This window comes from Bacillus sp. FSL R5-0443, assembly GCF_038608285.1.
In the GTDB taxonomy this organism is placed as follows: Bacteria; Bacillota; Bacilli; order Bacillales; family Bacillaceae; genus Bacillus; species Bacillus velezensis.
Genome location: NZ_CP152013.1, coordinates 1,697,374 through 1,712,196, shown reverse-complemented (window position 1 = coordinate 1,712,196; position 14,823 = coordinate 1,697,374). Strand labels below are relative to the sequence as shown.

The following is a 14,823-nucleotide window of genomic DNA, read 5'->3' as shown; positions in this document are numbered from 1 at the left end:
TTAAAATGTTACAGCTAATCTTGCGTTAGCTATTTTTTCATACGGAATATTGACCCGTTTCTTTCTTGTTTTGACCGTCATCTCTATTGTAACAGTTTGTCCATCGAATTCAGCCAATTTGCCTTCAAACACTTTTAAACCGTCAATCGGTTCGTACGTTTTCATGTACACATTTTTGCCCAGTGATTTTTCGAAGTCGGCTTTTTTCTTTAATGGACGCTCGGCTCCAGGAGAAGATACTTCAAGAAAGTAGTTCTGGGTGATCGGATCGGCCTCATCCAGCTTTTCGCTTAACGCTTCGCTGACTTTGGCGCACTCCTCAATATCAACACCGTTCTCGGAATCAATAAACACGCGAAGGAACCAGTTTTGACCCTCTTTGACAAATTCAATGTCTACGAGTTCAAGCTGAAGGTCATCCAGTATGGGCTGAGCCATTTCTTGAACGGTATCAGTCACTTTTTTGCTCATGTTTTTCCTCCTTGTGCTGTCGATATCATATCAGCCGTTCCTCTGCATAAAAACCCTGCTTCAAAAGAGCAGGGGCATTGAGAAAACGATGGACATGTCGAGGCAAAATTGCCTGTTCAATACAAAAGAGCGGGTTTCCCCACTCTTTGCCTCGGTAATCGTTAGCATTTCCAATAAAACTATACCATAACCATATATTTAATGCAAATCAAACTCCGCTCGGAGGCTGTGCACAAAGCTTAAAACAGAGACAGCTGATTTTGGTCCGGAAGCGACTCAAGACAGCCGTGACGGTCTAAATACTCTAAAATGGTTTTTGACACTTTTCCGCGTTTTTGAAGATCCTCTTTTGAAAGGAACTCCCCTTCCTTCCGCGCTTTCACAATATTGAGAGCGGCGTTGGTTCCGAGTCCCGGAATTGAGTTGAACGGCGGGATGAGACTGTTGCCGTCAATGATAAATTCCGAAGCGCTCGAACGGTATAGATCGACCTTCTGGAAGGAATAGCCGCGCTCACACATTTCAAGCGCAAGCTCTAACACGGTAAGGAGGTTTTTCTCCTTCGGCGAAGCATCAAGCCCTTTAGAGCTGATATCATCCATCACCGCTCTGATGGCAGTCGAGCCTTTAATCATTGTATCAATGTCAAAGTCATCTGCGCGGACGGTAAAATACGCAGCATAATATAAAAGCGCGTGATGCACTTTAAAGTATGCAATCCGCACCGCCATCAGCACGTATGCGGCGGCGTGGGCTTTCGGGAACATGTATTTGATTTTTTTGCATGAATCAATATACCAGTTCGGCACATTGTTCTTTTTCATTTCTTCTTCCCATTCCGGCGTCAGGCCTTTGCCTTTACGGACGAATTCCATGATTTTAAAGGCCAGTGAAGGCTCAAGGCCCTGATAGATCAAGTAAACCATAATGTCATCACGGCAGCCGATCACTTCGCTAAGTTCACACGTATTGTTGTGTATCAGTTCCTGCGCATTGCCGAGCCATACGTCCGTTCCGTGAGAAAGCCCGGAAATCTGGACAAGCTCGGAGAACGTCGTCGGCTTCGTATCCTCAAGCATCTGCCGCACAAATCGCGTCCCGAATTCAGGAATGCCGAGCGTCCCCGTTTTACAGCCGATCTGCTCTTCAGTAACGCCGAGCGATTCTGTGCCTTGGAAAATCTTCATAACTTCCGGATCATCTGTCGGAATTGTCTTCGGATCAATTCCGCTTAAATCCTGAAGCATCCGGATGACGGTCGGATCATCGTGCCCTAATATATCAAGCTTCAGCAGGTTGTCATGAATGGAGTGGAAGTCAAAATGAGTCGTTTTCCATTCAGACCCCGTCGCATCTGCCGGGAATTGTATCGGTGAAAAATCGTAAATATCCATGTAATCCGGGACAACGATAATCCCCCCCGGGTGCTGGCCGGTCGTTCTCTTAACGCCGGTGCAGCCCTGCACCAGACGGTCGATCTCCGCGCCGCGCATGTGTAGGTTGTGATCGCCCGCATAGCCTTTCACATATCCGTAAGCCGTCTTTTCCGCGACGGTGCCGATCGTTCCCGCGCGATACACGTTATCTTCACCGAACAATACTTTCGTGTAGTTATGGGCATGGGGCTGATACTCACCTGAGAAGTTCAAGTCGATATCGGGTACTTTGTCACCTTTAAAGCCTAAGAACGTTTCAAACGGGATATCATGTCCGTCCTTTTTCAAAGGGGTGCCGCAAGACGGGCAGCTTTTATCCGGAAGGTCAAAACCGGAACCGACTGATCCGTCATTAAAGAATTCGGAATATCGGCAGCTCGGGCACACGTAGTGCGGAGCGAGCGGGTTCACTTCAGTGATTTCCGTTAAGGTCGCCACAAGCGATGAACCGACGGACCCCCGGGAGCCGACGAGATAACCGTCATCCAGAGACCGTTTTACAAGCTTATGAGAGATGAGATAAATAACGGCGAATCCATGACCGATGATACTTTTTAATTCTTTTTCTATTCTCGCTTCCACAATTTCGGGAAGCTCTTCACCGTAAATGCTTCTGGCGCGCTGATAGCTCATTTCACGGATTTCTTCATCGGCCCCGTCAATTTTCGGCGTGTACAGATCGTCTTTGATCGGTTTGATCTCATCGATCATCGAAGCGACTTTCTGCGTATTGTCAACCACGATTTCTTTCGCTTTTTCCGCACCGAGGAAGGAGAAAGCCTCCAGCATTTCATCTGTCGTTCTGAAGTGCACTTTAGGCAGTTCGTGTCTGTTTAACGGGTTGGCGCCGCCTTGGGAAGATATTAAGATCTTCCGGTAAATTTTATCCTCATCGTTTAAATAGTGGACATTTCCCGTAGCCACGACCGGCTTATTCAATTTTTCTCCGAGCTTCGTAATGTTGGCGATGATTTCTTTCAGCGCTTTTTCATCCCGGACGAGCTCAAGCTGCAGAAGGTGTCTGTATACTTCCGGCGGCTGCACTTCAAGATAATCATAGAAGGATGCGATATCTTCAACCTCTTCAGGAGATTTTTGCATCATGCCTTCAAAGACCTCACCCCTGTCACAGGCAGAGCCGATTAACAGACCTTCTCTGTATTTATTAAGCTGCGACCTCGGAATGCGCGGCACTCTGTAGAAATATTGAATATGAGAAATGGACACGAGCTTAAACAGATTTTTAAGACCGGTCTCATTCACGGCAAGCAATGTAGCGTGATAAGGCCTTGATCTCTGATAAGCATTGGATTGTCCCATATTCTCATTCAGCTGATCATGATAAAAAATGTCTTTTTCAGCGGCATCTTTGAGCATTTTCAACAGCAGGTAGCCCGTTGCTTCAGCGTCAAAAACCGCTCGGTGATGCTGGGTTAATTCGATATCAAACTTCTTACATAACGTATTTAAGCGGTGATTTTTAAACTCAGGATACAGGAAACGCGCGAGTTCCAGCGTATCAATGACCGGATTTTTCGCTTTTTCCGTTTTCAAAAGTCGCTTGTACGCCACATTTAAAAATCCCATATCAAAGCTGGCGTTATGAGCCACAAGCACGTCATCGCCGATCCATTCTTTAAAATCCCGGACGACGTCAACGACATCGGGAGCGTCGCGGACCATGTCGTCCGTAATCCCGGTAAGCTCTATCGTCGTTGCTGACAGCGGATGGTGCGGATTGGCGAACGCTTCGAATTTATCGATAATTTCTCCGCCTCTTATTTTGACTGCGGCAAGCTCAATGATGGTGTCATACACTGCGGACAGACCTGTCGTTTCAACGTCAAAGACAACGTATGTTTCTTCTTCCAGGAGACGGTGAGCTGGATTGTATGCGATCGGAACGCCGTCATCTACGATATTGGCTTCCATTCCGTAAATCATTTTAATGCCGTGTTTTTTCGCGGCGGAATAGGCATCCGGGAAAGACTGCACAACGGCATGATCAGTTAACGCAATCGCTTCATGTCCCCATTTTTTCGCCTGTTCGACAAGCTTTCCGATGCCCGTTACAGCATCCATTTGGCTCATCGGAGAATGCAGATGAAGCTCAACCCGTTTTTCGCCTTCAGGAGCGGTGTCTTCACGGGTTTTGGCTTTTATTTCATTCACGTCATTTGCAATCATGACGAGGTCTCTGACGAATGTATCGTTTTGAATGCTTCCCCGCGCCTTCACCCACATGCCTTTTTTCAGCGTTTTCATCAAAGCGGCGTCTTCTTTTTCTCTGGCGAACATTTTTACTAAAATGCTGTTTGTATAGTCCGTGATTTTGAAAATGCAGAGCGTGCGTCCGCTTTTCAGCTCGCGTGTTTCAGCATCAAACACAAACCCCTGCACCGTAATTCTTCTTTCTTCATCCATGATGCTGTCAAGCGTCCGGATTTCTTCGTTCTCTTTAATTTGATAGCCGATGACAAGCGGTCCGGACGGTGCCTGATCCTCATCGCCCTCTTTTTCCTTCTTCTCCATCTCGATAAGCGCCTGCATCGCCCGCTCCTGATCTTCAGCAAGCTTTTGCTCGCGGAATTTCTGGACTTCTTGGTCAGATACGAAAATTTCGGTATCCAGCTGCAGTTCCGGAAAGCCGAATTGGCGGTAGCTGTGCTGAATCAGTGCGCTGTATTTATTTTTGAGCGCAGATGCTTCTGTATCTGTTTTTGTTTTCACGATCAGTTTGTTTCCCTTGAGCTTCGGCTTCTGCTGATTCAAAAGAGCCACCATCGGCGGCGAGGTTCCTTCAAGCTCTTCAATACAGCGTGTCCAATAATCCTGTACAAGCTCCTCTGTCACTGTAGGATCAATGACCTGAACAGACGATGTGACACGGGCGATGTGAGCAAACGATTGTGTTAACCTCATCATGAATGAATCATATATTTGATACGGCAAAAGAGCCTTAAAGCGAAATTGGAAATGCCAGGCTTTTTCTGCTTTATGGATTGTCAGTTTATCAATCTCTCCGTCTTCAAAGTATGTCATGAAGGTATCATCTGTCATATTAAGCTGCTGCAGAAGAATCTGAAACTGTCTTCTGTTTACTGATAACTGTTCCATTCAGACAGTATCCCTCCCTTAAAACATCATAAGTGAAGGTACCTCCGCAGGTGATGAGGTACCTTCTTTTTTCTCTATTTTAACATGATTTTGTATGATTCGTTATGGTGATTACTTCGTCTTGATAAATTCAGAAAGCTCATCCACTGAAACTTCGGCAGATTCACCGGTTTTGCGGATTTTCACTTCTACGATGCCTTCGTCGGCACGTTTTCCGACAGTGATGCGGATCGGAAGGCCGATCAGATCAGAATCAGCAAATTTCACGCCTGCGCGTTCAGCGCGGTCATCGTATAATACCTCATAACCTTCCGCCTGGAATTTGCCGTAAAGCTGTTCAGCAAGCTCTTTTTGCGCTTCGTTTTTCATATTCAGCGCCAAAATATGAAGATCATACGGAGCAACGCTTTTCGGCCAGATCAAGCCTTTTTCGTCGTGATGCTGTTCAGCGATGGCTGAAAGCGTTCTGGACACGCCGATTCCGTAACATCCCATCAGCATCGGCTGCGCACGCCCGTTTTCATCAAGGTATGTCGCATTCATCGCTTCAGAGTAACGCGTGCCGAGTTTAAAGACTTGTCCGACCTCAATCCCTTCAGCGAAACGGATCGTGCCTTTTCCGTCAGGTGACGGATCGCCTTCCTGAATGATTCGAAGATCGGCATACGCTTTTACTGACGCGTCACGTTCGATGTTTACGTTTCGGTAATGACGGTCTTTTTCATTCGCACCGCTAACGGCGTTTACCATTACTTTTACGGCTTGGTCGGCATAAATCTCAATGTCGCCGGCAGCGCCGATCGGCCCCGCAAATCCCGGCTCCGTGCCAAGTTTCTCTGCTACTTCTTCATGAGACGCAAGCTCAACCACTTCCGCGTTCAGAAGGTTTTTCACTTTCACGTCATTGACCTCATGATCGCCTCTTACTAACACGAGAACAAATCGGTCATCAGCTTTAAACAGCATTGATTTGATGCAGGCGCTCGGCTCGATCTGCAAGAACGAAGCGAGCTCTTCAATGCTTTTGACATTCGGCGTATCAATTTTTTCCAATGCCTCGGGGGTTTCATCTGACGGCTCGCTGTTCATGACAACTTCCGCCATTTCCGTATTGGCTGCGTAAGAGGATCCATCGGAATAAGCGATGGTATCTTCCCCTATTTCAGAAAGAGCCATAAATTCATGCGTGTCTTTTCCGCCCATCGCGCCCGAGTCGGCAATAACGGGACGGACGTTTAATTCACAGCGTGCGAAAATGCTGCTGTATGCGCCGTACATGTTTTGGTATGTTTCCTCCAGACTTTCTTCAGAAGCATGGAAAGAATACGCATCTTTCATGATGAATTCGCGTCCGCGCAATAACCCGAAACGCGGGCGTTTTTCATCTCTGAATTTAGACTGGATCTGGTAAAGAGTGAGCGGCAGACGCTTATAAGATTTCACCTCATCGCGCACGAGAGAAGTAATGACTTCTTCATGTGTCGCGCCTAAAGCAAATTCACGGCCGTGGCGGTCTTTCAGACGCATTAATTCAGGCCCGTACGTATACCACCTGCCTGATTCCTGCCATGTTTCAGCCTGCTGAAGGGCCGGCATCAGCATTTCCACCGCGTTGATTTTTTCCATTTCTTCACGCACGATCTTCTGAATGTTTTGAATGACCCTGTAAGCCAGGGGCATGTAGCTGTAAACCCCGCTCGTATTTTGTCTGATAAATCCCGCTCTCAGCAGAAGCTTATGGCTTTTTGCTTCAGCATCAGCCGGCACTTCTCTCAGGGTCGGAATAAGCGTCAAACTTTGTCTCATGTCTTCGCACCTCTGATTTTTTACTAGTCAATTATAAGAATAAACGCTGGATATCGTTCCATGTGACAACCAGCATAAGAAGCATTAAGAAAGCTACGCCGATAAATACGACAAATGCTTCCTTGTCACGGTTTATCGGCTTGCCGCGGATTGCTTCAATGAATAAAAACAGCAGCCGCCCGCCGTCAAGCGCCGGTATCGGCAGCAGGTTGACAATTCCCAGGTTGATGCTTAAAAACGCCGCAAACTGGAATAGGTTGATAATACCGGTTTTTGCAACTTGATCCGTCATATCATAAATGCCGACAGGACCCGAAAGCATATCAAGCTTAAACTGGCCTGTCACAAGTTTGCTCAGATTGGTCAGTATCGCTTTTGTGACATCAACGGTAGATGTCGCGCCATAGGCAATCGCTGCAAGCGCGCCTTTTTCAGTCGGCGCATAAGAGCCGAAGCGGCCGATTGTTTTTTTATTTTCATCTTTTACAGCTTCAGGTGTAACCGAGATATGAAACGATTTGCCGTCCCGTTTGACGGCGACATCGATTTTTTTCCCGGGATTTTCTTTTACAGCTGTCACGATGTCTGTCCATGACCTCATTTTTTCACCGTTAATGCTCTGGATATAGTCGCCTTCTTTTAAACCGGCAGCCGCTGCGCGTCCATTGTCTGTCAGCTTCCCGAGCTCAGGCTGATTCGAAGGCACGCCTTGAATGAATCCGAGCATGACGAGAATGACATACGCTAAGATGAAGTTCATTATCGGACCGGCAGCAATCGCCTTAATCCGCTTCCATACGGGTTTAGACCCGAATTGTCGATTGTAAGGCGCAATCTGCACTTCTTCTCCGTCTACGATAAAAAAAGAGGTCTGACTGACAGTAAAGCCCGCCAGTTCATCTTCTTTCCCCTGCTCGTACCCGGTAATCTTCATTTCGTGCTCAAGATCAGCCGTCTCCACCTCGATAATTAAAGCGTCGGGATATTTTTCCTTTTGATTAATGATGACTTTTTCCACTTCGTCATCTTTATTAAAAAGAAGCCCGACGGTATAACCGGGTTTGACTTCGATCATCTCCGGGTCTTCACCGGCCATGCGGACGAACCCGCCGACCGGAAGGAGTCTGATCGTATACACGGTTTCATTCTTTTTAAATGAAAAGATTTTAGGGCCGAAGCCGATCGCAAATTCACGGCAAAGGATTCCCGCTCTTTGGGCGAGCAATAAATGCCCGAGCTCATGGAAAAAAACGAGCGTTCCGAAAATAATAATAAACGCGATAACTGTATTCACGAACATACCACCTTATGTGAGTATTGAATTAACGTATCCCCGGGTGTCTTTGTCCACTTCTTGGATATCCGCAAGACTCGGATCCTGAATTACGCTGTGGCGGTCCAATGCTTTTTCAATCAGGTCCTCAATCGATAAGAATGAAATCCGTCCGGCAAGAAAAGCGGCAACGGCTTCTTCGTTGGCCGCATTTAAAACCGTCGGCATCGTTCCCCCTATTTTACCTGATTCAAAGGCAAATTGTAAGCAGCGGAACCTTTCAAAGTCAGCTTTCGCAAAGTGGAGGTTTCCGATCTCCCATAATTCAAGCCTTTTAGTTTCAGGCAGAGGCAGACGGTCCGGATATGTCAGCGCATATTGAATCGGCACCCTCATGTCCGGATTTCCGAGCTGGGCGATGACGCTTCTGTCGTGAAATTCAACCATCGAATGAATGATGCTTTCCTTATGTAATACAACGTCAATCTGTTCATACGGAATGTCAAACAGCCAATGCGCCTCAATGACTTCAAGTCCTTTATTCATCATTGTAGCCGAGTCAATCGTAATTTTTGCACCCATCGACCAGTTCGGGTGGTTAAGGGCGTCGGCAATCGTTACAGACTCAAGCTCCTGCCGTGTTTTATCTCTGAAACTGCCGCCGGATGCCGTAATGACCAGGCGCTCGATATTTTTGCTCTGTTCGCCTTGCAGCGCCTGGAAAATAGCGGAATGTTCGCTGTCGACCGGAAGAAGAGGAACACCGTATCGTTTTGCGTGTCCTTTCACTATATGCCCGGCAGTGACGAGAGTTTCCTTATTTGCAAGCGCAATTGTTTTTTTCTGTTCAATCGCTTTCAAAGTCGGGATTAAACCGACGCTTCCAAGCAGCGCATTGACCACGATATCCACTTCGTCCATGACTGCCGCTTCAATCAGGCCTTCTTCTCCGATGCCGATTTGACAGTCATGAGAAAAAGACGCTTCTTTCACTTTTTGGTATGTATCCATGTCGCCGACTGCTACATATTTCGGCTGAAACGTTCTGATCAACGGGATCGCTTTCTCGGCGTTTTTACCGAAAGTCATCGAGACGAGACGGAACTGATCTTGATGCATGCGCAATACGTCTAACGTCTGCTCCCCTATTGATCCTGTTGCTCCTAAAAGACAAATATTCTTCAAAATGCCACTCCCATTCTATGCGTCCAGATCGGTCTTATTTTCATATTAGCCTTTCTCATGAAAAAAGCGCAAGCAGAAAGTATAAGAACGGCATGACAAACAAAAAGCTGTCAAATCGATCTAAAATGCCGCCGTGCCCGGGAAGGATTTTTCCCGAATCCTTCACATCATAGTGCCGCTTAAGCGCTGATTCAACCAAATCCCCGATCTGTCCGAACACAGACAGAACAAGCGTGATGACCAAAAGAACCGGGTATGAAATCGGAAGGTGCGCAAACAGCTGAAAAACAGCCGTAAAAATAAGGGCGATGACAATACCGCCGAGAAACCCTTCCACCGTTTTGTTGGGACTGATTTCGGGCCACAGCTTCCGCTTCCCGAGCGACTTTCCGACGAAATATGCGCCTGAGTCCGTTGACCATATGACAACGCAGGCATAAAAGATATACAAAAGCCCGTTTGTTTCAATGTTTCTGATTTCAATAAAATAATGAAAACACAGTCCGATATATACCGTCGCGAGAACGATAAACCCGACTTCGTCAAACGTAAAAGTGTTTTTCACGAGCACCGTATAGCTGAGCAGAATCAATACGGCGAAAATCGTTACTTCCATTTTCGCATCGAAAAAATGATACTTGTCCGGCATCATATACAGCCATAACAACAAGAGGCTGATCAGACCCGGAAAAGAAAAAAATCTGAGCTTTTTCATCCGCAAAAGCTCAAAAAGCGCTATACTTCCCATCACGTAAACAAATACGGTGAACGGCAATCCTCCGAAAATAACCAAAAATAAAAATAGTGCCGCTGCCAGAACACCCGTTAACAATCTTTGTTTCATTTCCACCATCCTCTAAATTCCGCCAAACCTCCGGCCCCGCTGTTGAAATTCTCCCACTGCCTGCAGAAAGTGATCTTCTTTAAAATCGGGCCACAGGACATCTGTAAAAACAAATTCACTGTAAGCCACCTGCCAAAGCATAAAGTTGCTCAATCTGATTTCTCCGCTCGTTCTGATGAGCAGCTCCGGGTCCTGGATTGATTCTGTCATTAAATGCCCGGAAAAGAGCGCTTCATCAATGTCTTCGATATTCAGCGTGCCGCTTTTCACCTGTTCAGCCAGTGCTTTTGCCGCATTGACGATTTCCGTGCGTCCGCCGTAGTTCAAAGCGAAATTGAGAATCAGCCCGTCATTTTGTTCTGTATCTTTTACGGCCTTCTCAATCGCCCTGTACGTATGAGAAGGGAGCGCGGATTCATCTCCGATAATTTTCACCTGTACATTTTCCTCTATTAATTCAGGAAGATACGTATTCAGGAACTCTTCCGGAAGCTTCATCAAAAAGTCGACTTCCATCTTCGGGCGCTTCCAGTTCTCCGTTGAAAACGCATAAAGAGTCAGAACTTTAACGCCGAGCTGACTTGCGAGCTTTGTCACCCTTTTTACCACTTTCATTCCTTCATGATGTCCTGCAATCCGAGGGAGTGAGCGCTTCTTCGCCCAGCGTCCGTTTCCGTCCATAATAATGGCAATGTGTGCGGGAATTTCACCCTTCAGTATGTCTTCTTTTGTATACCGTTCTAAGTTGGAAGCCGCATTCTGCTGATTCTTCCAATTTTTGAGTATGTTGAGCATGAGATTCCTCCGTCACCCAAAAAGGTTGCGTTGCTGATGATCAATGTAATCAACAGTATTAACAAAAAAACCCCCTGTAAACATGAGAGGGTCTTTTCACATTATCTATTGTACATAGTTTTTCATTAAACTTCCATGATTTCTTTTTCTTTGTCCTTCGTGACGCTGTCAATTTTTGACACATATTCATCTGTCAGCTTTTGAACGTCTTCACTGGAAGCACGAAGCTCGTCTTCTGTAATGTCTCCGTTTTTCTCAAGTTTTTTGAGGTCATCGTTGCTGTCACGGCGGACATTACGGACTGCTACTTTCGCTTCTTCCGCGTATTTTTTCACGACTTTGACAAGTTCTTTACGTCTTTCTTCCGTCAGAGCCGGGATCGCGATGCGGATAATTGTGCCGTCACTTGTCGGCGTTACGCCAAGATCAGCTTTCAGAATCGCTTTTTCAATATCGCCGATTGCCGTTTTGTCATACGGTGTGACAACAAGCATACGCGCTTCAGGCACATTGATGGAAGACAGCTGGTTTAAAGGTGTTTGGGCACCGTAGTATTCTACTGTCACTTTATCCAATAGAGATGGGTTGGCACGTCCTGCACGGACTGACGCCAATTCACGTGAATAAGCGGCAACCGCTTTTTCCATGCGTTCTTTTGTTTGTGTTAATACTTCGTTTGACAACGTTATTTCCCCCTTACGATCGTTCCGATAGATTCGCCGATTACGGCACGCTTAATATTTCCTTCTTCCATAATAGAAAAGACGATCAGCGGAATATCATTATCCATACATAGTGAAGAAGCCGTAGAATCCATGACTTCCAGCCCGTCTTTTAACACATCGAGATAAGATAATTTTTCGTATTTAACGGCTGACTCATCTTTTCTCGGATCAGCATTATACACACCGTCGACATTATTTTTCGCCATTAAGATCACGTCCGCTTCGATTTCAGCGGCACGCAGCGCTGCGGTTGTGTCCGTAGAGAAATAAGGGTTTCCTGTTCCCGCGGCAAAAATAACAACGCGTTTTTTCTCCAGGTGGCGGATGGCTTTTCTTCTGATGTAAGGCTCAGCGACCTGACGCATTTCAATTGATGTCTGCACTCTGGACTGAATTCCGAGCGTTTCCAGGCTGTCCTGCAGGGCAAGTGAGTTCATGACAGTAGCAAGCATGCCCATATAATCGGCCGTCGCACGGTCCATTCCTAAGTCACTGCCCGTTTTTCCGCGCCATAAGTTGCCGCCGCCTACGACTACGGCCACTTCGACGTCAAGCTCAGCGATTTCTTTTACCTGTTTAGCGATGGATTGGATGACAGTTGGATTAATGCCGTTTCCCTGCTCTCCTGCCAATGCTTCTCCGCTAAGCTTTAAAACGATACGATTGTATTTTGGTTTTTCCATAATAACCTCCAAGTGTAAACATTGCCGTTTCCTATTATGCAAGAGAAAAAAAGGTTTGTAAATATAGTTTTAAAAATAGGGAACACAAGTAGTGTCCCCTATACTGCCTGAAAAGCCGCGAAAGATTCGCCAAGGCTTTCCGCCATTATTTTTTCACTTGGTTCATAACTTCTTCAGCAAAGTTTTCTTGGCGTTTTTCAATACCTTCTCCAACTTCGTAGCGGACGTAAGTTTTAACAGATGCGTTTTTCGCAGCCACAACTTGTTTCACTTTTTCGTCTGGGTTTTTAACGAAAGCTTGGTCTAATAAGCAAATTTCTTCGAAGAATTTGTTCAGACGGCCTTCAACCATTTTAGCTACGATGTTTTCCGGTTTGCCTTCTTGAAGAGCTTGCTGAGTCAGAATCTGACGCTCATGGTTTGCTTCTTCTTCAGACACTTGGTCGCGGGAAATGTAACGAGGATTTACCGCTGCAACATGCATCGCGATGTCTTTTGCAAGATCTTCGTCAGTTGTTCCGCTAAGAACGGATAATACGCCGATGCGGCCTCCCATGTGAAGGTAAGCACCGAACGCTTCGCTGTCTTCTTTTGAAATAACAGCAAAACGGCGAAGAGTGATTTTCTCTCCGATTTTAGCAACGTTGCTTGTGATGTATTCTTCAACAGTAGAACCGTTTTCCATCTTTTGACCCATTGCTTCTTCAAGATCAGCAGGAGCGTTTGCAAGAAGGTGGTCAGCAAGCGTGTTCAGAAGCTCTTTGAAGCCTTCGTTTTTCGCAACGAAATCAGTTTCAGAGTTTACTTCTAAGATAACGCCTTTGTTGCCGTCAGTTTTAATAAGAGTAGAACCTTCAGCAGCGATACGGTCAGCTTTTTTAGCTGCTTTCGCAATTCCTTTTTCTCTCAGAAGGTCGATTGCTTTGTCCATATCTCCGTCAGTTTCAGTCAATGCTTTTTTACAGTCCATCATACCAGCGCCTGTTTTTTGACGCAGTTCTTTTACCTGCTGTGCAGTAATAGCCATTTGAATTCCTCCTTATATGTGTAAACAAGATATGTATAGATACATTTTTCTTGAAAAAAGGTGATAAAAGGCAGTCCCTCTTATCACCTTTTGATTAGGTTACGCAGTTGTCGTTTCTGTTTCAGGTGCAGTCTCTTCAGCAGCTTCCGCTTCTTCTTCGCCTTGCTTCGCTTCAAGAATAGCATCTGCCATTTTAGAAGTAAGAAGTTTGACAGCGCGGATTGCGTCATCGTTTGCAGGGATTACGACATCAATTTCATCAGGATCACAGTTTGTATCTACGATTCCGATGATAGGAATGTTCAATTTGCGAGCTTCCGCAACAGCGATGCGCTCTTTGCGAGGATCGATGATGAATAATGCATCAGGAAGATCCTTCATGTCTTTAATTCCGCCGAGGAATTTTTCAAGTCGCTCTAATTCTTTTTTCAATTGAACAACTTCTTTTTTCGGAAGTACTTCAAATGTACCGTTTTCTTGCATTTTCTCGATGTCTTTCAGACGCTTAATGCGTTTTTGGATTGTTTCGAAGTTTGTCAGTGTACCGCCCAACCAGCGTTGGTTGACATAGTACATGCCAGAGCGTACAGCTTCTTCTTTAACAGAATCCTGAGCTTGTTTTTTTGTGCCGACGAAAAGGATTTTTCCGCCTTCAGCAGCAAGGTTTTTCGTGAAGTTGTAAGCTTCCTCTACTTTTTTCACTGTTTTTTGAAGGTCAATGATGTAGATTCCGTTACGCTCCGTGAAAATGTAACGCTTCATTTTTGGGTTCCAGCGGCGTGTTTGGTGGCCGAAGTGAACACCAGCTTCAAGCAATTGTTTCATAGAAATAACTGACATGTGATTTCCTCCTAATAAAATGGTTTTTTTCCTCCGCTTAGGTCATTTTTGTGCAGAACTGCCGTTTGCAGCACCCTCTGCATAAATCGTTAAGCGTGTGTATTTAACACCAAGACATAATATAACACAGCTTTATGCGACAATCAAGAATCCTTTACAGCTTTGCCGCGAAATTTTAAAAACAGCTCGATTTCTGTCTTTCCGCTCTGCATCCGTTTGGCGATTTCCGCGGGGGTGAGCCCTTGTTCATATAATTCTGAAACACGTTCTTCAAACGAATGCGCACCGTTGTTTTCATCACTTTCAGCCCGTTCCGTTGCACTGATGAGCTTTTCCATGTGGTCCGGAATATCAGGCTCTTCTTTCGGTTCCGCCAGGGGTTCGGCGTCTTCTGCGTCCGGCGCTTGACGGCTTTTTGCGTCTTCGAGTCTTTCATTTTCTTCTTTCAGCTCAAGCAGAAACGCTGCAAGGGTGTTTTCCGTCTCTTCAAGAATCTTCTTCTGCTGGCGCTCCGTCTCCTTGAGGGCTGAAAACCTCGTGTACAGAATAATGACGGCATAAAGCAGTACGCCGTGAAGCACAAAGCTTAAAAGCCATAATAGTGTTGACATGTTTTTCACT

At 45.9% G+C, this 14,823-nt stretch carries 12 protein-coding genes; all 12 read right to left on the bottom strand.

The genetic code is table 11. The features are described from left to right. Nucleotides 1-471 (bottom strand): ribosome maturation factor RimP, encoded by a 471-nt coding sequence (rimP, locus tag NYE28_RS08650; RefSeq protein ID WP_007409801.1) that lies wholly within the window; start codon nt 469-471, stop codon nt 1-3. Between the two features lie 239 nt (nt 472-710). Beyond that, nucleotides 711-5,024, bottom strand: a complete 4,314-nt coding sequence (locus tag NYE28_RS08645) for a PolC-type DNA polymerase III (RefSeq protein WP_160223047.1) — start codon at nt 5,022-5,024, stop codon at nt 711-713. Nucleotides 5,025-5,135: 111 nt separating this feature from the next. Continuing rightward, a complete protein-coding gene (gene proS, locus NYE28_RS08640; RefSeq protein ID WP_007611460.1) occupies nt 5,136-6,830 on the bottom strand; it encodes a proline--tRNA ligase in 1,695 nt (564 codons plus the stop codon). A 31-nt stretch (nt 6,831-6,861) separates the two neighbouring features. Next, a complete protein-coding gene (gene rseP, locus NYE28_RS08635) occupies nt 6,862-8,130 on the bottom strand; it encodes an RIP metalloprotease RseP (RefSeq protein ID WP_007611459.1) in 1,269 nt (422 codons plus the stop codon). A gap of 6 nt (nt 8,131-8,136) precedes the next feature. Then, the gene (gene dxr, locus NYE28_RS08630; protein WP_160223046.1) at nt 8,137-9,288 is read right to left on the bottom strand and encodes a 1-deoxy-D-xylulose-5-phosphate reductoisomerase; all 1,152 of its coding nucleotides are present in this window, start codon (nt 9,286-9,288) and stop codon (nt 8,137-8,139) included. Nucleotides 9,289-9,343: 55 nt separating this feature from the next. After that, nucleotides 9,344-10,141 carry a phosphatidate cytidylyltransferase gene (locus NYE28_RS08625; RefSeq protein WP_007409796.1) on the bottom strand — a complete coding sequence of 266 codons (798 nt, stop codon included), beginning with the start codon at nt 10,139-10,141 and terminating at the stop codon, nt 9,344-9,346. 3 nt (nt 10,142-10,144) lie between these two features. Beyond that, nucleotides 10,145-10,927 (bottom strand): isoprenyl transferase, encoded by a 783-nt coding sequence (locus NYE28_RS08620; RefSeq protein WP_007611457.1) that lies wholly within the window; start codon nt 10,925-10,927, stop codon nt 10,145-10,147. Between the two features lie 125 nt (nt 10,928-11,052). Further along, nucleotides 11,053-11,610, bottom strand: coding sequence for a ribosome recycling factor (frr, locus tag NYE28_RS08615; RefSeq protein WP_003154212.1), 558 nt, complete (start codon nt 11,608-11,610; stop codon nt 11,053-11,055). A gap of 2 nt (nt 11,611-11,612) precedes the next feature. Then, complete coding sequence (gene pyrH / locus NYE28_RS08610; RefSeq protein ID WP_003154213.1) at nt 11,613-12,335, bottom strand: UMP kinase; 723 nt, start codon at nt 12,333-12,335, stop codon at nt 11,613-11,615. Nucleotides 12,336-12,480: 145 nt separating this feature from the next. After that, nucleotides 12,481-13,362, bottom strand: a complete 882-nt coding sequence (tsf, locus tag NYE28_RS08605; RefSeq protein WP_007611455.1) for a translation elongation factor Ts — start codon at nt 13,360-13,362, stop codon at nt 12,481-12,483. 99 nt (nt 13,363-13,461) lie between these two features. Next, nucleotides 13,462-14,202 (bottom strand): 30S ribosomal protein S2, encoded by a 741-nt coding sequence (gene rpsB, locus NYE28_RS08600; protein ID WP_003154215.1) that lies wholly within the window; start codon nt 14,200-14,202, stop codon nt 13,462-13,464. A 143-nt stretch (nt 14,203-14,345) separates the two neighbouring features. Next, entirely contained in the window at nt 14,346-14,813 is a 468-nt protein-coding gene (locus tag NYE28_RS08595) for a hypothetical protein (RefSeq protein WP_012117563.1), read from the bottom strand. Nucleotides 14,814-14,823: the final 10 nt, after the last annotated feature.

Coding starts and splice junctions, on each gene's coding strand:
- rimP (WP_007409801.1), bottom strand. CDS start 471: ATGAGCAAAAAAGTGACTGATACCGTTCAAGAAATGGCTCAGCCCATA.
- NYE28_RS08645 (WP_160223047.1), bottom strand. CDS start 5,024: ATGGAACAGTTATCAGTAAACAGAAGACAGTTTCAGATTCTTCTGCAG.
- proS (WP_007611460.1), bottom strand. CDS start 6,830: ATGAGACAAAGTTTGACGCTTATTCCGACCCTGAGAGAAGTGCCGGCT.
- rseP (WP_007611459.1), bottom strand. CDS start 8,130: ATGTTCGTGAATACAGTTATCGCGTTTATTATTATTTTCGGAACGCTC.
- NYE28_RS08625 (WP_007409796.1), bottom strand. CDS start 10,141: ATGGTGGAAATGAAACAAAGATTGTTAACGGGTGTTCTGGCAGCGGCA.
- NYE28_RS08620 (WP_007611457.1), bottom strand. CDS start 10,927: ATGCTCAACATACTCAAAAATTGGAAGAATCAGCAGAATGCGGCTTCC.
- pyrH (WP_003154213.1), bottom strand. CDS start 12,335: ATGGAAAAACCAAAATACAATCGTATCGTTTTAAAGCTTAGCGGAGAA.
- tsf (WP_007611455.1), bottom strand. CDS start 13,362: ATGGCTATTACTGCACAGCAGGTAAAAGAACTGCGTCAAAAAACAGGC.
- rpsB (WP_003154215.1), bottom strand. CDS start 14,202: ATGTCAGTTATTTCTATGAAACAATTGCTTGAAGCTGGTGTTCACTTC.
- NYE28_RS08595 (WP_012117563.1), bottom strand. CDS start 14,813: ATGTCAACACTATTATGGCTTTTAAGCTTTGTGCTTCACGGCGTACTG.